This is a genomic window from Achromobacter sp. MUI-25009338 (assembly GCF_057359325.1).
On record NZ_CM170627.1, the window covers coordinates 3,235,989 to 3,257,000 of the forward strand.

At 69.2% G+C, this 21,012-nt stretch carries 23 protein-coding genes; 19 read left to right on the forward strand and 4 right to left on the reverse strand.

Annotated elements, in window-relative coordinates; translation table 11 throughout:
- The first annotated feature begins 37 nt into the window (after positions 1 to 37).
- The 6 genes from fliD to AC1IQ6_RS15370 are packed head-to-tail and all read left to right on the forward strand — an operon-like array spanning position 38 to position 4,728.
- Positions 38 to 1,429, forward strand: coding sequence for a flagellar filament capping protein FliD (fliD, locus tag AC1IQ6_RS15345; RefSeq protein ID WP_111825277.1), 1,392 nt, complete (start codon positions 38 to 40; stop codon positions 1,427 to 1,429).
- An 18-nt stretch (positions 1,430 to 1,447) separates the two neighbouring features.
- On the forward strand, positions 1,448 to 1,876 hold the full coding sequence (gene fliS, locus AC1IQ6_RS15350; RefSeq protein ID WP_102770930.1) for a flagellar export chaperone FliS: 429 nt from the start codon (positions 1,448 to 1,450) through the stop codon (positions 1,874 to 1,876).
- Between the two features lie 47 nt (positions 1,877 to 1,923).
- Positions 1,924 to 2,277 carry a flagellar protein FliT gene (locus AC1IQ6_RS15355; RefSeq protein ID WP_102770929.1) on the forward strand — a complete coding sequence of 118 codons (354 nt, stop codon included), beginning with the start codon at positions 1,924 to 1,926 and terminating at the stop codon, positions 2,275 to 2,277.
- Entirely contained in the window at positions 2,274 to 3,581 is a 1,308-nt protein-coding gene (gene fliK, locus AC1IQ6_RS15360; protein ID WP_485864874.1) for a flagellar hook-length control protein FliK, read from the forward strand. The genes AC1IQ6_RS15355 and fliK overlap by 4 nt, the downstream gene beginning before the upstream one ends.
- Positions 3,581 to 3,901 carry an EscU/YscU/HrcU family type III secretion system export apparatus switch protein gene (locus AC1IQ6_RS15365; protein WP_111825279.1) on the forward strand — a complete coding sequence of 107 codons (321 nt, stop codon included), beginning with the start codon at positions 3,581 to 3,583 and terminating at the stop codon, positions 3,899 to 3,901. The genes fliK and AC1IQ6_RS15365 overlap by 1 nt, the downstream gene beginning before the upstream one ends.
- Positions 3,902 to 3,924: 23 nt before the next feature.
- Entirely contained in the window at positions 3,925 to 4,728 is an 804-nt protein-coding gene (locus AC1IQ6_RS15370; RefSeq protein ID WP_479729900.1) for a flagellar brake protein, read from the forward strand.
- Between the two features lie 26 nt (positions 4,729 to 4,754).
- Here the strand turns inward: AC1IQ6_RS15370 and fliE are convergent, their stop codons facing one another.
- Positions 4,755 to 5,087 (reverse strand): flagellar hook-basal body complex protein FliE, encoded by a 333-nt coding sequence (gene fliE / locus AC1IQ6_RS15375; protein WP_102770924.1) that lies wholly within the window; start codon positions 5,085 to 5,087, stop codon positions 4,755 to 4,757.
- 329 nt (positions 5,088 to 5,416) lie between these two features.
- Here fliE and fliF point away from each other — a divergent pair, with 329 nt between their 5' ends.
- The 13 genes from fliF to fliR all read left to right on the forward strand — a co-directional run bounded on the left by fliF (position 5,417) and on the right by fliR (position 16,747).
- On the forward strand, positions 5,417 to 7,093 hold the full coding sequence (fliF, locus tag AC1IQ6_RS15380) for a flagellar basal-body MS-ring/collar protein FliF (protein ID WP_102770923.1): 1,677 nt from the start codon (positions 5,417 to 5,419) through the stop codon (positions 7,091 to 7,093).
- Complete coding sequence (fliG, locus tag AC1IQ6_RS15385) at positions 7,083 to 8,093, forward strand: flagellar motor switch protein FliG (protein WP_102770922.1); 1,011 nt, start codon at positions 7,083 to 7,085, stop codon at positions 8,091 to 8,093. The genes fliF and fliG overlap by 11 nt, the downstream gene beginning before the upstream one ends.
- Positions 8,086 to 8,829: a flagellar assembly protein FliH gene (fliH, locus tag AC1IQ6_RS15390; protein ID WP_102770921.1), complete on the forward strand. Its 744-nt coding sequence runs from the start codon at positions 8,086 to 8,088 to the stop codon at positions 8,827 to 8,829. The genes fliG and fliH overlap by 8 nt, the downstream gene beginning before the upstream one ends.
- On the forward strand, positions 8,826 to 10,304 hold the full coding sequence (gene fliI, locus AC1IQ6_RS15395; protein ID WP_485864875.1) for a flagellar protein export ATPase FliI: 1,479 nt from the start codon (positions 8,826 to 8,828) through the stop codon (positions 10,302 to 10,304). The genes fliH and fliI overlap by 4 nt, the downstream gene beginning before the upstream one ends.
- A complete protein-coding gene (gene fliJ, locus AC1IQ6_RS15400) occupies positions 10,297 to 10,746 on the forward strand; it encodes a flagellar export protein FliJ (protein WP_102770919.1) in 450 nt (149 codons plus the stop codon). The genes fliI and fliJ overlap by 8 nt, the downstream gene beginning before the upstream one ends.
- Positions 10,747 to 10,770: 24 nt before the next feature.
- Positions 10,771 to 12,132, forward strand: a complete 1,362-nt coding sequence (locus AC1IQ6_RS15405) for a flagellar hook-length control protein FliK (RefSeq protein ID WP_485864876.1) — start codon at positions 10,771 to 10,773, stop codon at positions 12,130 to 12,132.
- A gap of 171 nt (positions 12,133 to 12,303) precedes the next feature.
- Positions 12,304 to 12,930: a flagellar basal body-associated protein FliL gene (gene fliL, locus AC1IQ6_RS15410; protein WP_168202123.1), complete on the forward strand. Its 627-nt coding sequence runs from the start codon at positions 12,304 to 12,306 to the stop codon at positions 12,928 to 12,930.
- Positions 12,931 to 12,932: 2 nt separating this feature from the next.
- Positions 12,933 to 13,940, forward strand: a complete 1,008-nt coding sequence (gene fliM / locus AC1IQ6_RS15415) for a flagellar motor switch protein FliM (RefSeq protein WP_102770916.1) — start codon at positions 12,933 to 12,935, stop codon at positions 13,938 to 13,940.
- Entirely contained in the window at positions 13,933 to 14,478 is a 546-nt protein-coding gene (gene fliN / locus AC1IQ6_RS15420; protein WP_102770915.1) for a flagellar motor switch protein FliN, read from the forward strand. Before fliM ends, fliN begins: the two co-directional genes overlap by 8 nt.
- A gap of 10 nt (positions 14,479 to 14,488) precedes the next feature.
- Positions 14,489 to 14,812: a flagellar biosynthetic protein FliO gene (fliO, locus tag AC1IQ6_RS15425; protein WP_102770914.1), complete on the forward strand. Its 324-nt coding sequence runs from the start codon at positions 14,489 to 14,491 to the stop codon at positions 14,810 to 14,812.
- 66 nt (positions 14,813 to 14,878) lie between these two features.
- Entirely contained in the window at positions 14,879 to 15,631 is a 753-nt protein-coding gene (gene fliP / locus AC1IQ6_RS15430; RefSeq protein WP_111825284.1) for a flagellar type III secretion system pore protein FliP, read from the forward strand.
- Positions 15,632 to 15,648: 17 nt separating this feature from the next.
- Positions 15,649 to 15,918 carry a flagellar biosynthesis protein FliQ gene (fliQ, locus tag AC1IQ6_RS15435; protein ID WP_008163193.1) on the forward strand — a complete coding sequence of 90 codons (270 nt, stop codon included), beginning with the start codon at positions 15,649 to 15,651 and terminating at the stop codon, positions 15,916 to 15,918.
- 40 nt (positions 15,919 to 15,958) lie between these two features.
- Positions 15,959 to 16,747: a flagellar biosynthetic protein FliR gene (gene fliR, locus AC1IQ6_RS15440; RefSeq protein WP_102770912.1), complete on the forward strand. Its 789-nt coding sequence runs from the start codon at positions 15,959 to 15,961 to the stop codon at positions 16,745 to 16,747.
- 61 nt (positions 16,748 to 16,808) lie between these two features.
- Here the strand turns inward: fliR and AC1IQ6_RS15445 are convergent, their stop codons facing one another.
- From AC1IQ6_RS15445 to AC1IQ6_RS15455, 3 genes are all read right to left on the reverse strand, one after another.
- Positions 16,809 to 18,404 carry a methyl-accepting chemotaxis protein gene (locus AC1IQ6_RS15445; RefSeq protein ID WP_485864877.1) on the reverse strand — a complete coding sequence of 532 codons (1,596 nt, stop codon included), beginning with the start codon at positions 18,402 to 18,404 and terminating at the stop codon, positions 16,809 to 16,811.
- A gap of 274 nt (positions 18,405 to 18,678) precedes the next feature.
- Complete coding sequence (locus AC1IQ6_RS15450) at positions 18,679 to 20,406, reverse strand: methyl-accepting chemotaxis protein (RefSeq protein WP_146196857.1); 1,728 nt, start codon at positions 20,404 to 20,406, stop codon at positions 18,679 to 18,681.
- A 136-nt stretch (positions 20,407 to 20,542) separates the two neighbouring features.
- On the reverse strand, positions 20,543 to 21,010 hold the full coding sequence (locus AC1IQ6_RS15455) for a hypothetical protein (protein WP_111825286.1): 468 nt from the start codon (positions 21,008 to 21,010) through the stop codon (positions 20,543 to 20,545).
- Positions 21,011 to 21,012: the final 2 nt, after the last annotated feature.

The window sequence follows — 21,012 nt, forward strand, 5'->3', positions numbered from 1 at the left end:
ATTTTTGACAGAATCGCATTGCTAGGAAGGATTTCACATGGCTTCTATCACCAATCTCGGCTCGACCACCGGACTGCCCCTGGAGGAGATCCTCTCGAAACTGCAGGCCGCAGAAGACAAAAAGCTGAGCCTGTACACCAACCGTCAGGCCAGCTATGAGGCGCGCGTGAGCGCCTTCGGCCAGATCCAGAGCGCCGTGGAAGCCCTGCAGAAAGCCGCCGAGGCGCTGGGCAAGTCGTCCACGCTGGACGCCGTCAAGGCCAACGTCGTGGGCGACGGCCTGACCGCCACCGTCGGCGCAGACGGCGCGACCATGGGCGAGTACGCCATCAAGGTCAAGAACCTGGCGGCCGCCCAGACGCTGCAGTCCGGCAACGTCGGTGACCGCACCGCCTCCAACGGCGCCGACGGCTCGTTCGAGATCGAGCTCACCAACGGCGAGAAGCACACCGTCAACCTGAACGGCGACACCTCGCTCAACGGCATCGCCAAGGCCATCAACAGCGATGACAAGGCCGGCGTGCGCGCCACCATCATCACCAACGAAAACGGCAGCTACCTGATGCTGAGCGCCAAGGACACCGGCGTGCAGGCCTCGGTCAAGTCCATCACGGTGACCGGCGACCAGAAGCTGCAGGACATCCTGAGCTACAACTCCGGCACCGGCGCGCAGCTCACGCAGCAGACCGCCGCCGCCGACTCCGAGATCGAAATCAACGGCATCACCGTCAAGAGCGGCAGCAACAACGTCTCCACCGCCATCGACGGCATCACGCTGAACCTCACCGCCCTGACCGGCAAGGACAGCGTCACCGGGGCCGACAAGGTCGTGACCCTCAAGCTCGAAGGCGACACCACCGTGGCCAGCAAGGCGGTCAAGGATTTCGTCGACGCCTACAACGCGCTGCAAACCACGATCGGCAAGCACACGGCCTTCGACGTCGCCGCCCAGACCAACCAGGCCCTGACCGGCGACAGCACCGCCCGCGGCATCCAGTCGTCCATGTCCGGCGCGCTGCAGGTGGTCACCACCGAAGGCTCGCTGCGTTCGCTGGCCGACCTCGGCATCACCATGGACCCCAAGACCGGCCAGCTCAAGCTGGACCAGAAGGAACTGGACAAAGCCCTGGCCGAGAACCCCGCCGACGTCAAGCGCATCATGACCGCGCCCGACGGCCTCGCCGCCCGCTTCGACGCCGCCACCAAGGCGGTGCTGGGCAGCAACGGCTCCATCAAGATCAGCCAGGACGGCCTGAACGAATCCATCAAGGACGTCAAGGACCAGCTGGCCCGCGCCAAGGCTTCCAGCACCGCGGCCATGGACGCGATGCGCGCCCAATTCATCGCTCTGGACAAGTTCGTCTCGCAGCAGACCGTGACGGCGAGCTACCTCGAGAAGCAGTTCGCGGCCATGAGCAAATCCAAGTAATTTATAGAAGATGCATTCATGACTTACGCCGCCCGCCGCCCCACCGGCTCCTACTCGGTGCGTTCCTATGCCGACATCGGCCTGGAGACCCAGGTCCTGGGCGCCAGCCCGGAAAGGCTGATTTCACTGCTGTACATGGGCGCCCGGGCGGCGATCGGGCAGGCCCGCCTTCACCTCCAGGAAGGCCGGGCGACGGAACGCGGGGCGGCCATCTCGAAGGCGATCAAGATCGTCGACGAAGGCCTGAAGACCGGACTGAACATGGACGCGGGCGGCGAAATCGCCGCCAATCTGGCCCGCCTCTACGACTACATCGTCCGCACGCTGCTGCTGGCGAACCTGCGCGCCGACGCCGCCGCGCTCGACACCGCCGACCGCCTGCTGGGGGATCTGGCCGAAGCCTGGCAGACGTCCATCGACCGCTCCGCCGTCGGCTTGCAGACCTGAAGGGCAGCTTACGCTCACCGCCCAGCCCTCGAACGCCCGAGATTTCCATGACGTCCATTACCCAGTACACCTCGCCCATCCTGGAGCACTACCAGGAGATCGCTCTCATCACGGGAGAAATGCTTGCGGCCGCCCAGGTGGGCGACTGGGACGGAGCCATGCAACATGGCCAGCAGTACTGCGAACGGGTCGAGCGCCTGCGCCTGCTGGAATCCAGGACGCCGCTGGACGAATCCGGCCGCGCCATCAAGTACGACCTGCTGGTGCGCATCCTGGAAAACGACGCGCAGACGCGCGACCTGGCGTTGCCGCAGCTGGCGCGGCTGGGCGAACTGCTGGGCCGCATGAAGCGCCAGCAGACCCTGCTTTCCGCCTACGGCCACCAGGCGCCTGAAGAATGAGCGTAGGCCCCGCCGCACTCGGCAACGTCCTGGTGCAGCGGCTGGACGCCGTGCTCGGCACGACGATGTCCGCCGCCAACGCGAACCTGGCTTCCGGCGCGCGGCCGGACGCGGTCAGCCAGCCCGGCAGCCTGGACCGATCCGGCTCCGCCGACGGCTCGGCGCGCGATCCGCGCCAAGGGGTGCAAGGCGGCGGCGCCCGCGGCGAACGCCAGAATCCGGTCGTGGACGCCAAGACCGCCGCCGCGCTGGCCCTGGCGGCCCGCGGGCTGGTCACCAGCAGCGACACCACGGCCTCGGCCCCGACCACGCTGGGCACGACCGCGCGCACCATACTCGCCCTGCTGGCCCAATATCCCGAGGCCGCGCCCGCGCTGCAGGGCCGCGCGCCGCTGTGGACCGCCGGCGCGCCCGCCGGGCAGGCCAGCGGCCAGGCCCCGGGCGCGCCTGCCCAGGCGCCCGCGGGCCAGCCGGCGCAACCCGCCCAAGCCGCCCCATCGGGACAGCCGGCGCCGCCCACGGCCCAGGTTCCCGCTCCCGCCGCCGGCAAGCCCGAGCTGCCCGCCGTGCCAACCGCCGCGCTGCGCGGCGCCGATGCCGCGGTCCAGGCGCATGCGGCCGCCGCCCCCAGCGCGCGCGTGCTGGGCCAGGCCTTGCGCCAGGCGCTGCAGACCAGCGGCCTCTTCTATGAATCGCACCTGACCGACATGGTCTACGGCCGGACCTCTCCCGCCCAGTTGCGCGAAGAGCCGCAAGCCCGGCTGGACCCGAACGCGGCGGCGAACAGCACCGCGAACGCCCCGGCGCCGGCGCGTGCGCGCGGCGAAACGCCCGCCCCGGCGCGCGCCGGCGGCGCGGACCCCGCGTCCCCGGCCCCCGCCGGCGGCTCGTCCTCCGCGCCGGGCGCGCCCATCGCCGGCATCCACCAGGACCTCACCGTGCTGGTTCGCCAGCAGCTCGACGTGCTGGCCAACCAGGCGCTGGCCTGGCAGGGCGAGGCCTGGCCCGGCACGCCCATGGAATGGGAAGTCGAACGCGAGCCCTATGGCGGCGACCCCGAAGCCGCCACGTCCACCTGGGCCACCCGGGTGAAGCTGGACCTGCCGCGCCTGGGCCTGGTCGACGCCCGCCTGAACCTGGCCGGCGACCAACTGGTGCTGCAGCTCGTCGCGCCTCACAGCGCGTCCGAACTCCAGGACGACTCGGACACGCTGCGTTCGCGCCTGCTGGCCGCGGGCCTGACCCTGAGCAATCTGTCGGTGAGCGTGGTCGAGCCGCGCCCCGTGATTCCGGCTGATATCTGATGCGCACGCCCGCCGATCCCGGCTCCAATCCCGATCCGAACGCCAACCGCAACGCCGCGGTCGCCATTTCCTACGAGGAAAAGGACGGCGCGCCGCGCGTGGTGGCCAAGGGCTACGGCCAGCTGGCCGACACCATCGTCCGCGCCGCGCGCGACAACGGCCTTTATGTCCACGAGTCGCGCGAACTCGTCGGCCTGCTGATGCAGGTGGACCTGGACGCCCAGATTCCGCCCCAACTCTACGTAGCAGTGGCAGAATTGCTGGCCTGGCTGTATCGCCTGGAATCGCGCGACATGCCCGAGACCGCGCCCACGGCCTGACCCTCAAATCAAGGACGATCATCGTGTTGGACGCCAGCGATCCGGAATTCCTGCTGACCCGCCCGGAAGACATGCGCGCAGCCCTGTTCGAGCTGACGCACCCCGACAGCCACATCCTGGTGCGCGACGCCGCGGATCGCGAAATCGCCGTGCTCATCCTCGGCGCGGACAAGCAGAGCCTGCAGTTCTTCTGGCGGCCGCGCGACTACGCCGGCGCCGATTTCCAGCAGTCCGACAGCATGGGCCTGTTGAGCGGCACCAATTTCTATTTCCACGCCACGGCCTACGGCGGCGTGCAGATCCGCTTCCGCGTGGCGCGGCCCGACGTGATCCAGTTCGACGACGGCAGCGCCGCCCTGGTATCGCCGTTTCCCGAGCGCCTGGCCCGCATCCAGCGCCGCAAGATGTTCCGCGCCTCGCTGATCGCCAACGCCGCCATGTGCCATGCGAGCTGGCAGGCCGAGCCCGGCAAGCCCGCCTGTCGCTTCACGGTGCGCGACATCTCCGTCGACGGCGTGGGCCTGCGCGCCGTCATGGAAGTCGGCGCCCTGCCCGCGCGCGGCACGGTGATGAAGAACGTGGAACTGGATTTCGGCCAGCTGGGCAAGATCAGCGCCGACCTGGAAGTGCGCAATGTGTATCCGGTGTCGGGACAGCCCATGGCGCAGGATGCCGGCGCCGACGGCGCCGCGCCGCGCCATGTGTCGCTGACCGGCGAACCGGCCGTCAGCCACCTGGGCGCCATGTTCCTGGACCTGAGCGCGCGCCAGGAAAACTGGCTGCAGCAGGTCGTGTGGCGCCTGGAGCGAGGCGCGCAGCGCACTTGAAACCGGGGCCGCCCGGCCCCGCGGAATCAGACGGACATCGAGGAGATTTCCTTGTAGGCCGCAACCAGCTTGTTGCGCACCTGCACCGCCGTCTGGAAGCCGATGCTGGCTTTCTGCATGTCGATGATGACGTCGTTGAGCGAGATGTCGGGCGCGCCCAGCTCGAAAGCCTTGGCCTGGGCCGTGGCCGCGTTCTGCGCGCCCGTGACGCGGCGGATGGAGCGCTGCAGCTCGGCGGCGAAGCCGTCCGGCTGGGCGACGCTTTCGCCGGCGGAGAGATTGCCGGTCTGCGCCTTGCTGACGACCGCGCGCATCTGCTGGAGCATGCTTTCGATGCCGGACAAGCCTGATACAGCCATTACTGGTTCCTTGCTGATGGGGATTACGCCGAATATGCGCACAGCGTAACGCCGGACGCGCGCGGCCATAGCCCACAAGAAGCGCCAAAAACCCCGACATTTCCGCGAATGCGCCCGACTCGGTCCGGCGGCGCGGCCGGCCTGCGCGCCCGGCCGCCGACATAGGGGATAAGTAACGCCAAAAACCCGTCGTTTTCGACGATTGGGATTGTCGTCTCAGGGGCAATAATCCACGCTCTCCCCAGACCAGAAGCACGTTGCATGTGTAATCTGCCCTACCAAGACATGAAGCTCCATTCCCAGCTCCGCGTAGCCAGCGGGAGCCGTCGATGACCCAGCAGGCCACCCTGAGCTCGTCGCTGCTGACCCGGTTTCCCGTGCTGGAAAAGGTGCGCGCGCTGCCCAAGCCCCTCCTGCTCGGCGCGGCGGCCGGCCTCGTCGCAGTCGTCGTCGCCGTGGCGATGTGGAGCAGCGAGCCCAATTACAAAGTCCTGTTCTCCAACCTGGACGACCGCGACGGCGGCGCCATCGTGACGGCGCTGGGCGCGATGAACGTGCCCTACCGCTATAACGACGCCGGCACCGCCGTGCTGGTGCCGGCCGACCGCGTCTACGACGCCCGCCTGCAGCTGGCCTCCCAGGGGCTGCCGCGCGGCGGCAACGTCGGCTTCGAACTGATGGACAATGCCCGCTTCGGCGCCAGCCAGTTCGCCGAGCAGATCAACTACCAGCGCGGCCTCGAAGGCGAGCTGGCGCGCTCGATCGAAGCCATGCACACCGTGCAGCAGGCCCGCGTGCACCTGGCCATGCCGCGCCAGTCGCTGTTCGTGCGCGAGCGCCAGGCGCCCACCGCCTCGGTGCTGCTCAACGTCTACCCCGGCCGCAGCCTGAGCGACGCCCAGGTCTCCGCGATCTCCTGGCTGGTGGCCTCCAGCGTTCCCGAACTGACCGCCGAAAACGTCTCCATCGTCGACCAGAACGGCCGCCTGCTGTCGGCTCCCCTGGGCGAAGGCCGCGGCATGGACGCCGACCAGATGCGCTTCGTGCGCGAACTGGAACAGCGCACGGTCGAACGCATCCTCACCATCCTGAATCCGCTGGTCGGCCCGGGCAACGTGCACGCGCAGGCCAGCGCCGACGTCGACTTCGCGCGCCGCGAGGAAACCTCGGAGGTCTACCGCCCCAACCAGGAGCCCGGCCAGGCCGCCGTGCGCAGCCAGCAGACCAGCGACTCCACCCAGCGCGGCGTCAACCCCGCCCAGGGCGTGCCCGGCGCGCTGTCGAACCAGGCCCCGGCCAACGCCCAGGCGCCCATCGTCAACCCGCCCCAGCCGCAGCGTCCGGGCCAGCCGCCGCAGCAAGCGGCCAACGCCCAGGGCCAGGCGCAGGGCGCGCAGCAGACCGGCACGCAGACGGCCGCCGCCAACCTCAACGAACGCCGCGACGCGACCACCAACTACGAAGTCGATCGCACCATCAGCCATATCAAGCAGCCGGTGGGCATGCTCAAGCGCCTGTCGGTCGCCGTGGTCGTCAACTACATCCGCGACAAGGACGGCGAGCCGCAGGCCCTGCCGCCCGAAGAGCTCACCAAGCTCACCAACCTGGTGCGCGAAGCCATGGGCTACTCCGAAGCGCGCGGCGATTCGCTGAACCTGGTCAACAGCCAGTTCAACGACGGCCCGCCGCCGGTGCCGGTGTGGCGCGATCCGGAAATGATCGCCCTGTTCAAGACGATCCTGGCCTGGCTGGTCGGCGGCGTGCTGGCGCTGTGGCTGTACCGCGTGCTGCGCCGCACGGTGGGCAACTACCTGTACCCGCCGGTCGATCCCGAGCAGGCCGAGGCCGAACGCATCGAGGCGGCCCGCGAGGCCCAGGAAACGGCCCGCGCCAAGGAAGTCGACCGCTACCAGGACAACCTGCAGCGCGCCCGCACGATGGCCGAGAAAGACCCGCGCGCCGTCGCGATGGTGCTGCGCACTTGGATAAGCAAAGATGAAAAATGATTCCACGCCGCTCGACGGCATGACGCGCAGCGCCGTCCTGATGATGTCGCTGGGCGAGGACGCCGCCGCCGAAGTGTTCAAGTACCTCACCGCCCGTGAGGTCCAGCAGGTCGGCGCGGCCATGGCCACCCTCAAGCAGGTCACCCGCAACGACGTGGCCGTGGTGCTGGAAGAATTCCGCCAGGAGGCCGACCAGTTCATGGCCGTCACGCTGGGCTCAGACGACTACATCCGCACCGTGCTGACCAAGGCGCTGGGCAGCGACCGCGCCGCCGGCCTGATCGAGGACATCCTGGAAGCCGGCGAAGGCGGCAGCGGCATCGACGCGCTGAACTGGCTGGACCCGACCACCGTGGCCGAACTCATCGGCGACGAGCATCCGCAGATCATCGCCACCATCCTGGTGCACCTGGAGCGCGACCGCGCCGCCGGCGTGCTGGCGCTGCTGACCGACCGCCTGCGCAACGACGTGATGCTGCGCATCGCCACCTTCGGCGGCGTGCAGCCCGCGGCCCTGTCGGAACTGACCGAGGTGCTGAATTCCGTGCTCGCCGGCCAGGGCGCCAAGCGCAGCAAGATGGGCGGCGTGCGCACCGCGGCCGAAATCCTGAACATGATGAACTCGGCCGAAGAGGAAACCGTGGTCGCCAGCCTGCGCGAGCGCGACAACGACCTGGCGCAGAAGATCATCGACGAGATGTTCGTGTTCGACAACCTGCTCGACGTCGAAGACCGCGCCATCCAGCTCATCCTCAAGGAAATCGACAACGACACCCTCATGGTCGCGCTCAAGGGCGCGCCCGAAGAGCTGCGCGCCAAGTTCCTGCGCAACATGTCCAGCCGCGCCGCCGAAATGCTGCGCGAGGACCTCGAGGCGCAGGGCCCGATCCGCATGTCCAAGGTCGAGGCCGAACAGAAGAAGATCCTGCAGATCGCGCGCCGCCTGGCCGAAAGCGGCCAGATCGTCCTGGGCAACCAGGGGGACGACACCTATGTCTGACGCGGACAGCCTCGCCGCTGCGCCGATCTCGCGCAGCGCCGCCTGGCGGCGCTGGCAGATGCTGTCGTTCGACGAGCCCGCGGCCGTCGAGGCCGAGCCCGAGCCCCAACCCGATCCCGGCCCCGACCCCGAAGTCGTCATGGCGCAGCTGCGCGCCCAGGCGATGGCCGAGGGCCGCGAGGCCGGCCACGCCGAAGGCCATGCCGCCGGCCTGGAAGCCGGCCGCCAGGCGGGCTTCGAAGCCGGGCTGGCCGCCGGCCGCGAACAGGGCTACGCCGAAGGCCTGGCCCAGGCGCGCGAACAGGCCGCCGCCGAGGCGCAGCAGCTGCACGCGCTGATGCAGTCCTGCGCGGCCTCGCTCGGCGCGCTCGAGGAAAAAATGGGCCAGGGCCTGCTGACCCTGGCGCTGGACATCGCGCAGCAGGTCGTGCGCACCACGCTGGCCGAACAGCCCGAGGCCGTCGCCGCCGCCGTGCGCGAAGTGCTGCACATCAACCCCTCGGCCGGCGGCCAGATGCGGTTGTGGGCCAACCCGCAAGACATCGAACTCATCCGCCTGCACCTGGCCGACGAGCTGAAAGAAGGCCACTGGCGCGTGCTGGCCGACGAGTCCATCACGCGCGGCGGCTGCCGCGCCGAGACGCCGTTCGGTGACATCGACGCCACGCTGCAGACGCGCTGGCGCCGGGTCGCGGCCTCGCTCGGACGCAACGTGGCCTGGGAGGACCCGGCGTGAACGGCAAGCCGCAGCCTGCGCCGGCCGCACCTAAGCCGGCCGCACCGGTGATCGACCGCTGGCAGACCCAGCTGCAGATCGGCTCGATCCGCGCCGCCTCGACCGACCCCTGGCTGGTCAGCGGCAAGATCACGCGCGCCACCGGACTGGTGCTGCACGCCACCGGGCTGCGCCTGCCGGTGGGCGCGGCCGCGCGCATCGAAATCGCGCGCGGCCACGACCACTGGGCCGACGCCGAAGTCGTGGGTTTCGACGGCCACACGCTGTACCTGATGCCCCAGGCCGACATCTCCGGCCTGCCGCCCGGCGCCCGCGTGGTGCCCGGCGAGCCGCCGGTGCAGCGCCAGATTCCCCTGCCGCGCAAGGCCGAACTCAACGGCAACGCCAAGCCCCAGCTGGGCCGCCACCTGCCCGTGGGCAACGCGCTGCTGGGCCGGGTGCTCGACGGCGCCGGCCGGCCGCTGGACGGCCTGGGCCCGCTGACCGGCGCCGAACTCGCGCCGCTGTCGGCCCAGCCCATCAATCCCTTGTCGCGCGCGCCCATCGACACCGTGCTCGACACCGGCGTGCGCGCCATCAACGGCCTGCTCACGGTGGGCCGTGGCCAGCGCATGGGCCTGTTCGCCGGCTCCGGCGTGGGCAAGAGCGTGCTGCTGGGCATGATGGCCCGCTACACCAAGGCCGACGTGATCGTGGTGGGCCTGATCGGCGAGCGCGGCCGCGAAGTCAAGGAATTCATCGAACACAACCTGGGTCCGGAAGGCCTGGCCCGCTCGGTCGTGGTGGCCGCGCCGGCCGACGTGTCGGCGCTGCTGCGCCTGCAGGGCGCGGCCTACGCCACCCGGCTGGCCGAACACTTCCGCGACCAGGGCCTGGACGTGCTGCTCATCATGGACTCGCTGACCCGCTACGCCATGGCGCAGCGCGAGATCGCGCTGGCCATCGGCGAGCCGCCGGCCACCAAGGGCTATCCGCCCTCGGTCTTCGCCAAGCTGCCCACGCTGGTCGAACGCGCCGGCATGGGCGCGCCCGGCCCATCCGGCAAGGCCGGCTCCATCACGGCCTTCTATACCGTGCTGGCCGAAGGCGACGACCAGCAGGACCCCATCGCCGACTCGGCGCGCGCCATCCTGGACGGCCACGTGGTGCTGTCGCGCCACCTGGCCGAGGCCGGCCACTACCCCGCCATCGACATCGAGGCGTCGATCTCGCGCGCCATGACCGCGCTGATCCCGCCGGAACAGTTCGCCGTGGTGCGCCGCTTCAAGCAAACCCTGTCGCGCTACCAGCGCAACCGCGACCTGATCGCCGTGGGCGCCTACGCCGCCGGCAACGATCCGCAGCTCGACGACGCCATCGCCCGCTATCCGCGGCTGGAAGCCTTCCTGCAGCAGGACATCGGCGAAAACATCGGCTACGAAGACGCCATCGGCCAGTTGCGCGCCACCTTCGAGATGAGAGCGACCTATGCCTAGCCAACTGCCCCTGGACATGCTCATCAACCTGGCCAAGGAAAGCACGGACGAAGCCGCCCGCCTGCTGGGCCGGCTCAACGCCGAGCGCGGCAACGCCGAGCGCCAGCTCGGCATGCTGCACGACTACCGCCAGGACTACCTGACGCGCCTGCAGCAGGCGATGGTCAGCGGCATGTCGGCCAGCGACTGCCACAACTACCAGCGCTTCATCGGCACCCTGGACGACGCCATCGGCCAGCAGCAGGCGGTGCTGCGCCAGGCCGACGAAAACCTGGCCAAGGGCCGCCAGCACTGGCAACAGGAAAAGCGCAAGCTCAACTCCTACGACGCGCTGGCCCAGCGCGAAGTGCGCGCCCGGGCGGTGGCCGAATCCCGCCGCGAACAGCGCGCCAACGACGAATACTCGGCCCGCCTGGTCCAGCGCCAGGCCGGCATGCATTAAGCGATATCCCACAGGAAGCCCCAGATGAACGCTCCCCTGCCCCTGCCCGCCGTCGCGCCCGGCGCCAAGGCCTCGATCGCCGATACGCTCGGCGCCCGGCCGACTCCTGCCAACCAGAAGGGCCCCAGCTTTTCCGAAGTGATGGCGCGCCAGCGCTCCGACCAGGGAGCTGGCTCGCGCCCCGCCGAGAGCCAGTCCAAGCCGCCGGCCAAGACGCCGGCCCGGAACCCGAACCCGGCCGAGCCCGCCGCGCATGCGGAAAACGCCGCCGCCGGCGCCATCGACGAAGCGGTGCAGACCGCCGCCCAGGGCGAGGCCGGCGCGCTGGCCGTGGCCGCGCAGACGACCGTGGTGTTGCCGCAGCAGGCGCTGGAAATCGCCGCCCAGGCCGCGCAACAGGTGCAGCTGGCGCGCGGCGACGCCGCGGCCGCCGCCAGCGCCATGGGCGCCGGCGCGGCCGTGCTGACCTCGGCGCTGGGCGCCGCGGACGCCGCCCTGGTCGTGGGCGCGCCGGTCGCGGCCAGCGCCCAGCAGGCCCAGGCCGCCGCCGCGCAGATCGCGCGCGACGCCGAAGCGGCGCTGCCGGTGCTGACCGCCGCGGCCAAGCCCGGCAGCGCGCAGCAGGCGGCTCCGGCCGTTCCGGCGGCCGTCCAGGCGCCGGCAGGCCGCCCCGCCGCGCCGCGCACGGAAGCGCCGCGCCTGGCGCCCGAGGCCGTGCAGCCCCAGGCCGCCCGCCAGCCGCAAGACGACGCCGCCCAGGCCCAGACGCCGCTGCGCGACGAAGCGCAGGCCGCCATCGCCGCGGCCGACCCGCAGTTCCAGGCACCGCAAGCTGGCGCCGCGCCCCACGAAGGCGTGGCCCAGGCCCTGGCCGCCGCCCAGCGTCCTGCCGCGCCCATCGCCAACCCCGCCGCCTTCGCCGCGCCCGCCATACCGCTGGTGATGCAGGTCTCCACCCCCGTGGGCGGCACGCACTGGGGCACCGAGCTCGGCCAGCAGATGGTCGTGATGAGCCACAACGTCCGCCAGGGCGTGCAGACCGCCGAACTGCGGCTCGACCCGCCCGACCTGGGCCCGCTGCGCGTCAGCCTGAACCTGGCCGACGGCGTGGCCAGCGCCTCGTTCGTGTCGGCCCATGCCTCCGTGCGCCACGCGGTCGAAGCCGCCATGCCGCAACTGCAGCAGGCGCTGGCCCAGGCCGGCATCTCGCTGGGCCAGACCAGCGTGGGCGAACAGTCCGCCCAGCAGGAGTTCGCGCAGCAAGGCGGCAACGGCTCGCAGCGCGGCGCGGGCGGCGCCGCCGCGGGCGCCGTGGCGGTGGCCGATGCGCCCGCCGCGGCCCTGCCGGCGCGCAACGCCAATGCGCTGGTCGACACCTTCGCCTGAACTGCCGGCGGCCCGCCGCCGGCAAGGCTGGGGGGGCAGTGCAGCAATAGCTTGAGATACGCGGCTTTCGCCCTGTTTTTCGCCCCCAAGCCGGGGCGGCATTTGGGGCAGAATGCTTTCATCCACTAAGAACCCGTTTTCATCAGCGGCAAAATAAGCTTCGACACCGAGATGGCGACTACCAAAACCACACCCATGCCTGCGCGCGGCGCATCTACCCCCCGCCCGGGCGGCCTGGGCCGCATCCTGCGTCCGCTGCTGGCGCTACTGGTCCTGCTGCTCGTGGCCGCGGCCAGCGCCGGCGCCACCTGGTACATCTCCCAACGCCTGCAGCAGCAAGGCGCCGCGCCGGTCCAGCTGGGCGTCGGCCAGGTTCCCGCGGGCCAGCCCGGCCAGCCCGGAGCCGCCGGCCATGCCGGGCAAGGCCCGCAGGCCACGCCGGCCAACTTCGTCGCGCCGCCGGCCGCGCCCATCGCCGTGCCCGCCCCGATCTTCGTGCCGCTCGAACCCTTTACCGTCACGCTGCAGAACCCGGACACCGAGCGCATCATGCACGTCGGCCTGACCCTGCGCGTCAGCGACGAGCAAAGCCGCAGCCGGCTCGAAAAGTACATGCCCGAAGTGCGCAGCCGCATCCTGATGGTGCTGTCTTCGCAATCGCCCGTCGGCGTCCAGACGCAGCAGGGCAAGACCGACATGGCCGAAGCCATCAAGCAGAGCGTCAACCGCCCGTTCTCGCCCCTGCCTGACGGCCAGTACGTCACCGACGTGCTCTTCACGGCGTTCGTGGTGCAATAAGCATGGCCTACGAGGCATTTCTTTCGCAGGACGAAGTCGACGCGCTGCTCGCCGGGGTCACCGGCGAAAGCGACGACAAGACCCAGGCGGCCGGCCAGAACGCCGGCGCGCGCGCCTACGACCTGAGCTCGCCCGAGCGCGTCGTGCGCCGCCGCATGCAGACCCTGGAGCTCATCAACGAGCGCTTCGCCCGCCAGATGCGCAGCGTGCTGCTGAACTTCATGCGGCGCAGCGCCGACATCACCGTCGGCTCCATCAAGATCCAGAAGTACGCGGACTTCGAACGCAACCTGCCGGTGCCCAGCAACCTGAACATGGTCCAGATGAAGCCGCTGCGCGGCACGGCCCTGTTCACGTACGACCCGAACCTGGTGTTCCTGGTCATCGACAGCCTGTTCGGCGGCGACGGCCGCTACCACACGCGCGTCGAGGGCCGCGACTTCACCACCACCGAACAGCGCATCATCCGGCGCCTGCTCAACCTGACCCTGGAAAGCTACGGCAAGTCCTGGGACCCGGTCTACCCGATCGAATTCGAGTACGTGCGCTCGGAGATGCACACCAAGTTCGCCAGCATCACCGGCAACAACGAAGTGGTGGTCGTCACCTCCTTCCACATCGAATTCGGCGCCACCGGCGGCGACCTGAACATCTGCCTGCCCTATTCCATGATCGAGCCGGTGCGCGACCTGCTCACGCGCCCGCTGCAGGAAACCACGCTGGACGAAGTGGACCAGCGCTGGTCGCAGCAGCTCTCGCGCCAGGTGCGCAGCGCCGACATCGACGTGGTCGCGGAATTCGCCCGCATCCCGTCGTCGATCCGCGAGCTGATGCACCTGAAGGTCGGCGACGTGCTGCCGGTGGAAGTGCCCGAAACCGTCATCGCCAGCGTCGACGGCGTACCGCTGATGGAATGCGGCTACGGCGTCTTCAACGGCCGCTACGCCCTGCGCGTGCAGAACATGTTTACCCACGATACAGAACCCAACGAGGCCTCTGACCATGACTGACAAGAACGAGCCCGGCACCGGCTCGTCCCCGGCCGACGACTGGGCCGACGCGCTCGCCGAACAATCCCGCGCCACCCCGCCCACGCAGGCCGACGGCCTCAAGCCGCAGGACGACTGGGCCGCCGCGATGGCCGAACAGGCCGCCGCGGCGCCGGCTCCGGCCGCCGCTCCCGCGCCTGCGCCCGCCGCCGCACCCGCAGCCGCGCCGGCCGCGCAATCCGCCGCGCACTCGGTGTTCAAGCCGCTGGCCGGCGCCAGCGGCGGCACGGGCACCGACATCGACCTGATCATGGACGTGCCCGTCCAGCTCACGGTAGAACTGGGCCGCACCCGCCTGACCATCAAGAACCTGCTCCAGCTGGGCCAGGGCTCGGTGGTCGAGCTCGACGGCCTGGCCGGCGAACCGATGGACATCTTCGTCAACGGCTACCTGATCGCCCAGGGCGAAGTGGTGGTGGTCGAGGACAAGTACGGCATCCGCCTGACCGACATCATCACCCCGTCCGAGCGGATCAACCGCTTGAACAACCGCCGCTGATTCTGGCGCCATGACCGAAGCCGCCCTCGCCCGCGTCATTCTCGGCCTGCTGCTGGTGGTGGCCGCCATCCTGGCCGCGGCCTGGCTGGCGCGCCGCGCCGGCCTGGCCCAGCGCGGCGGCGGCAACCTGCTGCGCCAGGTCGCTAGCCTGCCGGTGGGTCCGCGCCAGAGCATCGTGGTCGTCGAAATCGAAAACACCTGGCTGGTGGTGGGCGTAGGCCCGAACCAGCTCAATACCCTGCATACCCTGCCCGCCGGCCAGTTGCCGCAGGCATCGCCCCTGCCCGCGGCCGCGTTCGCGGCCAAGCTGGGCCAGGCGCTCAAGCGCCGCTAGCGCTCTCGCGCGCGACACGCCATACCCATGAGTTTGCCCTCCCGCACGCCTCTCGCCCGCGCCCGCATGCTTGCGCCGTCCCTGCTCGGGGCGGCCGCGCTGCTCGGCCTGGCCCTGTTCCCGGCGGGCGTCGTCGCCCAGGCCACGCTGCCCGCCCTGACGGCCACGCCCGGCCCCAACGGCTCCGAGACCTATTCGCTCAGCATGCAGACCCTGCTGCTGATGACCTCGCTGTCGTTCCTGCCGGCGGCCCTGCTCATGATGACGGGCTTCACCCGCATCATCATCGTGCTGGGCCTGCTGCGCAGCGCCATGGGCACCGCCATGTCGCCGCCCAACCACGTGCTGATCGGCCTGGCCCTGTTCCTGACCTTCTACACGATGTCGCCGGTGTTCGACAAAATCTACACCGACGCCTACAAACCGCTGTCCGAAGGCTCCATCCAGTTCGAGGCCGCGGTCGAACGCGCCGCCGCGCCGCTGCGCACTTTCATGCTGCACCAGACGCGGGAGAACGACCTGTCGCTGTTCGCCAACCTGGCCAACCAGCCCGCCATGGAAGACCCGGCCCAGGTGCCGATGCGCATCCTGGTGCCGGCCTTCATCACCAGCGAACTCAAGACCGCCTTCCAGATCGGCTTCACCATCTTCATCCCGTTCCTCATCATCGACCTGGTGATCGCCAGCGTGCTGATGGCGCTGGGCATGATGATGGTGCCCCCGGTCACCGTGGCGCTGCCCTTCAAGCTCATGCTCTTCGTGCTGGCCGACGGCTGGAACCTGCTCATGGGCTCGCTGGCCCAGAGCTTCTACCAATAACGCCGCAAGGAGCCGCCATGACCGCCGAAACCGTCATGACCATGACCTACCAGGCGATGAAGATCGTCCTGGCCATGGCCGGCCCGCTGCTGCTGGTCACACTGGTCGTGGGTCTGGTCATCAGCATCTTCCAGGCCGCCACGCAGATCAACGAAATGACGCTGTCGTTCATTCCGAAGCTGCTGGCCATGTGCGGCGTGCTGGTGCTGCTGGGCCCCTGGCTGATCGGCGTGATGGTCGACTACATCCGGCAACTGATCGGCCAGATCCCCATGCTGGTGTCCTGAGCGGCCGGCAATCGCAGACCCGCCGCAACAGCGCCCCGCCATGATCGCCTTCACGCTCGAACAGCTCAACGGCTGGATCGGCCAGTTCCTCTGGCCGTTCGTGCGCATCCTGGCCCTGGTCGGCACCGCCCCGCTGTTCTCGGAATCGCTCATCCCCATCAAGGTCAAGGTGGGCCTGGCCTTCGTCCTCGCCGTCGCGGTCGGCCCGGCCCTGGACCCCATGCCCCCGGTCTCGCCAGGCTCCTACGCCGGCCTCTGGATGGTGATGCAGCAGGTCCTGATCGGCGTCGCGCTGGGCTTCACCATGCGCCTGGTGTTCGCCGCCGTCCAGACCGCCGGCGAATTCGTCGGCCTGCAGATGGGCCTATCCTTCGCCTCGTTCTTCGACCCCGGCTCCGGCGCCAACACGGCCGTGCTCTCGCGCCTGTTCAACATCATCGCCATGCTGACCTTCCTGGCGCTGGACGGCCACCTCCTGGTCCTGGCCGCGCTGGTGCGCTCATTCGACACCCTGCCCATCGCCATGATCCAGCTGCACCAGAACGGCTGGGGCGTGATCGTCGAATGGGGCAAGACCGTGTTCATTTCCGGCCTGCTCCTGGCCCTGCCGCTCATCTGCGCCCTGCTCACCATCAACCTGGCCATGGGCATCCTCAACCGCGCCGCCCAACAGCTGTCGGTCTTCTCCATCGGCTTCCCGGTCACCCTGATCGTGGGCGTCACCGTCCTGACCGTGGTCCTGCCGCACGCCGGCCCGTTCCTGGAATCCCTGTTCGAATCCGGCCTGACCGCCATGAGCCGCGTCGCCGACGCCCTGGCGGGCAAGTAGGCAAAGACAACATCGCGGCCGGAACGCCAAGCGCTCCGGCCGCGAACGGCGTCATCGACAGCTACTGGTGCCCGGTAAGGCGAAAAACCCGGATCGTATCCCGCAGCGCCGCCGACTGCCCGCCCAGCTCGCGCACGGCTCCCCCCAGCTCCTGCACCAGCTCCGTGTTCTGCGCCGTCATCACGTCCATCTGCGACACCGCCGTATCCACCTGCTCGATCCCGCTGGACTGCTCCTGCGACGCCCGCGCGATCCCGGCGATGATATCGGTCACCCGGTGCACGGCCGCCACGATTTCCTGCATCGTCGCGCCCGCCTGCTCGGCCTGCTGCGACCCCTCGGTCACACGGTCCGCGGAATCCTCGATCAGCCCCTTGATCTCCTTGGCGGCCTGCGCGCTTTTCTGCGCCAGCGTGCGCACCTCGCCCGCCACCACCGCGAACCCCTTGCCGGACTCGCCGGCCCGCGCCGCCTCGACCGCCGCGTTCAGCGCCAGGATATTCGTCTGGAACGCAATCCCTTCGATGATGCTCACGATATCGGCGATCCGGCGCGAACTGTCCGAAATCCCGTGCATCGTCTCCACCACCTGGCCCACCGCGACTCCGCCGCGCCGCGCCACGTCCATGCTGCTCGCGGCCAGCTCATTGGCCTGCCGCGCATTGTCGGCGTTCTGCCGCACCGTGGCGGTCAGCTGCGCCATGCTCGTCGCGGTCTGCTGCAGGGACGCCGCCTGGCCCTCCGTGCGGCCGGCCAGCTCCTGATTGCCGCGCGCGATATGCGAGGCCGCCTGGGTCGTACCCTCGATGCCTCGGTACACATCCTGCGCAATCCCGATCAGGCTCTTGCGCATCACGTCGAGCGAAAACATCAGGCTGCCGATCTCGTCATCCGATGACGGCACGATCTGCGTCGTCAGGTTCCCCGCCGCCACCTGCCGCGCCATGTTGGCCGCATCCACCATCGGATCCAGCACGAACCGCGACAGACGCCAGCTCATTGCGAACAGCGCCAGCACGCCGGCGCCCAAGGCGGCGCACGCCAGCCCCACCTGCTGCGCATCCATGCGTTCCCAACCGGCATACATCCCATAGGCCCCCGCCGCCGTCACGATGCCCGCCGACAGCAGCGCATGGCGCAGCATGCGGCTGCGCACGCATTGCCTGAACGGAAACGCCAGCGCGTCCAGGCCGCGCCGCCAGCCGGCCCGCACCGGACGCCCGCGCCGGATGCGCACGCCGCGGGCCGTGCCCTCGCGCATGCGCGCATACAGCTCCTCGGCCATCTGGATCTGCTCTTCCGAGGCCTGCACCCGCACCGACGAATAAGCCACCACCTCGCCGTGCTCGACGATGGGCGTGGCGTTGGCCAGCACCCAATAGAAACCGCCGTCCTTGCGCCGGTTCTTGACCAGGCCCAGCCACGAGCCGCCGGCCTGCAGCGTGGCCCATAGGTCCTCGTAGGCTTGCGGCGGCATGTCCGGGTGGCGCACGATGTTGTGGGCCTTGCCGATCAGTTCCTCGCGCGAAAAGCCGCTCACCTCGATAAAGGCCGGATTCGCATACACGATCCGGCCTTTGGTGTCGGTGCGCGAGATCAGGTACTGATCGGCGCGCAGCTTGGTTTCCACGTTATGGACGGGTAGATTGACACGCACAGCTTGCCTCCGGTTTCGTCAAAGAACAGCAAATGAACAACGGCGGACAAACTGGACCTGACGCCCCGCGTATACGTTTCCGCCCGGTTCGTAAGGCCAGGCGCACGCTGGCGCGTGACGGCCGTCGAACACTTCATTGCCCGATTCGGGCGCTATTTTTTTCGTTAACGGTCATATTTTCGAAAACTTAACCGTCAATAACCCGTTGGCGGAAAAAACGAAAACCGCGGCCGCGCTTGTGCGCGGCCGCGGTTCTTTGTTCAAGCCCCGGGCGTCAGGCCTGGGTCAGCGTGGGCGCGGCATAGCCGCTCAACTGGTGCGCCGGCACCTCGATCACTTCGCCGGCGTTGATCTTGAACACCGCCACGGCTTCGGCCAGACGCTGCGCCTGTTCCTGCAGCGAACCGGCCGCGGCCGCCGCTTCTTCGACCAGCGCCGCGTTCTGCTGCGTCACCTCGTCCATCTGCGACACCGCGCGGTTGACCTGGTCGATGCCGCTGGATTGCTCTTCGGACGCCGCCGAGATCTCGCCCATGATGTCGGTCACGCGCTTGACCGAGGCCACGATCTCCTGCATGGTCGCGCCGGCGCGTTCCACCTGCTGCGAACCGGCGCCCACCTTGGCGACCGAATCCTCGATCAGGCCCTTGATCTCCTTGGCGGCCTGCGCGCTGCGCTGGGCCAGCGAACGGACTTCGCCCGCCACCACCGCGAAACCCTTGCCCTGTTCGCCGGCGCGCGCGGCTTCCACCGCGGCGTTGAGCGCCAGGATGTTGGTCTGGAACGCGATGCCGTCGATCACGGACACGATTTCCGAGATCTTGCGCGAGCTGGCGGAAATGCCCTGCATCGTGCCCACCACTTCGGACACCGCGGAGCCGCCGCGCTCGGCCACGTCGGACGCGCTGGCCGCCAGCTGGTTGGCCTGGCGCGCGTTGTCGGCGTTCTGCTTGACGGTCGAGGCCAGCTCTTCCATGGACGCCGCGGTTTCCTCCAGCGAGGCGGCCTGCTCTTCCGTACGGCTGGACAGGTCGGTGTTGCCCGCCGAGATCTCGCGCGACCCCACGGTGATCTCGTCCACGCCGCGGCGCACCGAGGCCACGGTGCGCGTCAGGCTTTCCTGCATGCGCTTGAGCGCCGCGAACAGCTGGCCAATTTCATTGTGCGAACGCACCTCGACGCGGCTGGTCAGGTCGCCCGAAGCGATCTTGTCGAAATGCTGGCCGGCTTCCACCAGCGGGCGGACCACCAGGCGGCCGAACAGCACGCGGGCCAGCACCATCAGCACCAGCGCCAGCGCGACCGCCACGCCCACCGCCATCATGGCGCGGTTGAAGTTGGCCTCGGCCTGTTCGATCAGGGCGTTCTGCTGGTCATTGATGTACTTGCCGAATTCGCTGAGCGCCGCGATGAAGGCGGCGCTGCGCGGCGTGCCGTATTCGTTGTTCACCATGTAGAACGTCGAATAGTCTTCGCTGCGCAGGGCCTCGACCATGGTGTCCACGCCGTCGTCGATGTACGAGCGATAGCGCCGCACCAGATTCATGGACAGCTGGCGGCCGGTGTCGTCCTGCAGCATGTTCTTCTGGAACTCGGCGAAGCTGCTGCGCACGCCGGTCAGCAGGTCGGTGGCGTCCTTGAGCGAGGCCGCGGCGTCGCGCGCCGAATTCTCGCCGCTGCCCCAGCCGGACTCCTGCAGGTGGCGCGCGGCCACCATCAGCCCCACGCGAGCGCGCAGCATGTCGCTATTGATCACCTCGACCTGGCGCGCCCTTTCGGTCAGGCCGTTGATCTCGCGGATCGATTCGTAGTTGTGCTGCAGGAAATACGCGGCCAGACCGCCCACCGCCGCGATCAGCACGGCGAAGAACGCCATGACCCACAGCAGCATCGTGCCCACGCGCGCATCGCGCAGGCGCAGCTTCTTCTTCACCTTGGGCGCGCGCGCCTTTCTTTTGCCTGCCTTGCCGGACTTGATACCGGATTCGAGACTCGCTTCCATATTATTTCCCCATGCCTCCAGGAACTGCATGATCAAACAAAAAGCACCCTGTTGACATGCCCTGTTACACAGGGCATGCATTCAGGGCGACGGACATCGCGGTCTGCGCCGCGACGCTCTGTGCCGCCCGGCGGAGTTACCCGCCTTGCGGCCGCGATCCGGCCGATTCTCCCGGACCGGGTATGTAGATGTAGGACTCTCCGGGCTCGACCTTGGGCAGCGCCCAGTCCGGCAGCGGCTCGGACGCGGGCGCCGGCCCCAGCAGATTGCGGCGCTCCCAGGGTTCGAGCAGGATATTGGTGCTGTCCACGAGGTTCGCCAGCCGGCCGTCAGGGCCGAAGCGCAGCAGCGCTTCCTTGCGGCCGTACAGGCCGTCGGTGACGACCGTGACCTTGTACGACCAGAGCGCCAGCAGGCTGCCGTCGGGCTGCGGATAGATCTTGTCGGGCGCGGCGCCCAGCGCGTGCGTGGCATCCGCAAGCGTGGAACGGCCCGGGTTCAGGCTGGACAGCCCGTCCGGGTCGAAATTGCGTCCGGTCGCCGTGCAACCGGCGAGCGTGGCGGCCAGGACAGCCGCCGCAAGTAGGTGTAGATAGGCTCGCATAC

Bases quoted from the DNA above. Each gene is read 5' to 3' on its own strand.
- fliD (WP_111825277.1), top strand. From the start codon at position 38: ATGGCTTCTATCACCAATCTCGGCTCGACCACCGGACTGCCCCTGGAG.
- fliS (WP_102770930.1), top strand. From the start codon at position 1,448: ATGACTTACGCCGCCCGCCGCCCCACCGGCTCCTACTCGGTGCGTTCC.
- AC1IQ6_RS15355 (WP_102770929.1), top strand. From the start codon at position 1,924: ATGACGTCCATTACCCAGTACACCTCGCCCATCCTGGAGCACTACCAG.
- fliK (WP_485864874.1), top strand. From the start codon at position 2,274: ATGAGCGTAGGCCCCGCCGCACTCGGCAACGTCCTGGTGCAGCGGCTG.
- AC1IQ6_RS15365 (WP_111825279.1), top strand. From the start codon at position 3,581: ATGCGCACGCCCGCCGATCCCGGCTCCAATCCCGATCCGAACGCCAAC.
- fliE (WP_102770924.1), bottom strand. From the start codon at position 5,087: ATGGCTGTATCAGGCTTGTCCGGCATCGAAAGCATGCTCCAGCAGATG.
- fliF (WP_102770923.1), top strand. From the start codon at position 5,417: ATGACCCAGCAGGCCACCCTGAGCTCGTCGCTGCTGACCCGGTTTCCC.
- fliG (WP_102770922.1), top strand. From the start codon at position 7,083: ATGAAAAATGATTCCACGCCGCTCGACGGCATGACGCGCAGCGCCGTC.
- fliH (WP_102770921.1), top strand. From the start codon at position 8,086: ATGTCTGACGCGGACAGCCTCGCCGCTGCGCCGATCTCGCGCAGCGCC.
- fliJ (WP_102770919.1), top strand. From the start codon at position 10,297: ATGCCTAGCCAACTGCCCCTGGACATGCTCATCAACCTGGCCAAGGAA.
- AC1IQ6_RS15405 (WP_485864876.1), top strand. From the start codon at position 10,771: ATGAACGCTCCCCTGCCCCTGCCCGCCGTCGCGCCCGGCGCCAAGGCC.
- fliL (WP_168202123.1), top strand. From the start codon at position 12,304: ATGGCGACTACCAAAACCACACCCATGCCTGCGCGCGGCGCATCTACC.
- fliM (WP_102770916.1), top strand. From the start codon at position 12,933: ATGGCCTACGAGGCATTTCTTTCGCAGGACGAAGTCGACGCGCTGCTC.
- fliN (WP_102770915.1), top strand. From the start codon at position 13,933: ATGACTGACAAGAACGAGCCCGGCACCGGCTCGTCCCCGGCCGACGAC.
- fliO (WP_102770914.1), top strand. From the start codon at position 14,489: ATGACCGAAGCCGCCCTCGCCCGCGTCATTCTCGGCCTGCTGCTGGTG.
- fliP (WP_111825284.1), top strand. From the start codon at position 14,879: ATGCTTGCGCCGTCCCTGCTCGGGGCGGCCGCGCTGCTCGGCCTGGCC.
- fliQ (WP_008163193.1), top strand. From the start codon at position 15,649: ATGACCGCCGAAACCGTCATGACCATGACCTACCAGGCGATGAAGATC.
- fliR (WP_102770912.1), top strand. From the start codon at position 15,959: ATGATCGCCTTCACGCTCGAACAGCTCAACGGCTGGATCGGCCAGTTC.
- AC1IQ6_RS15450 (WP_146196857.1), bottom strand. From the start codon at position 20,406: ATGGAAGCGAGTCTCGAATCCGGTATCAAGTCCGGCAAGGCAGGCAAA.
- AC1IQ6_RS15455 (WP_111825286.1), bottom strand. From the start codon at position 21,010: ATGCGAGCCTATCTACACCTACTTGCGGCGGCTGTCCTGGCCGCCACG.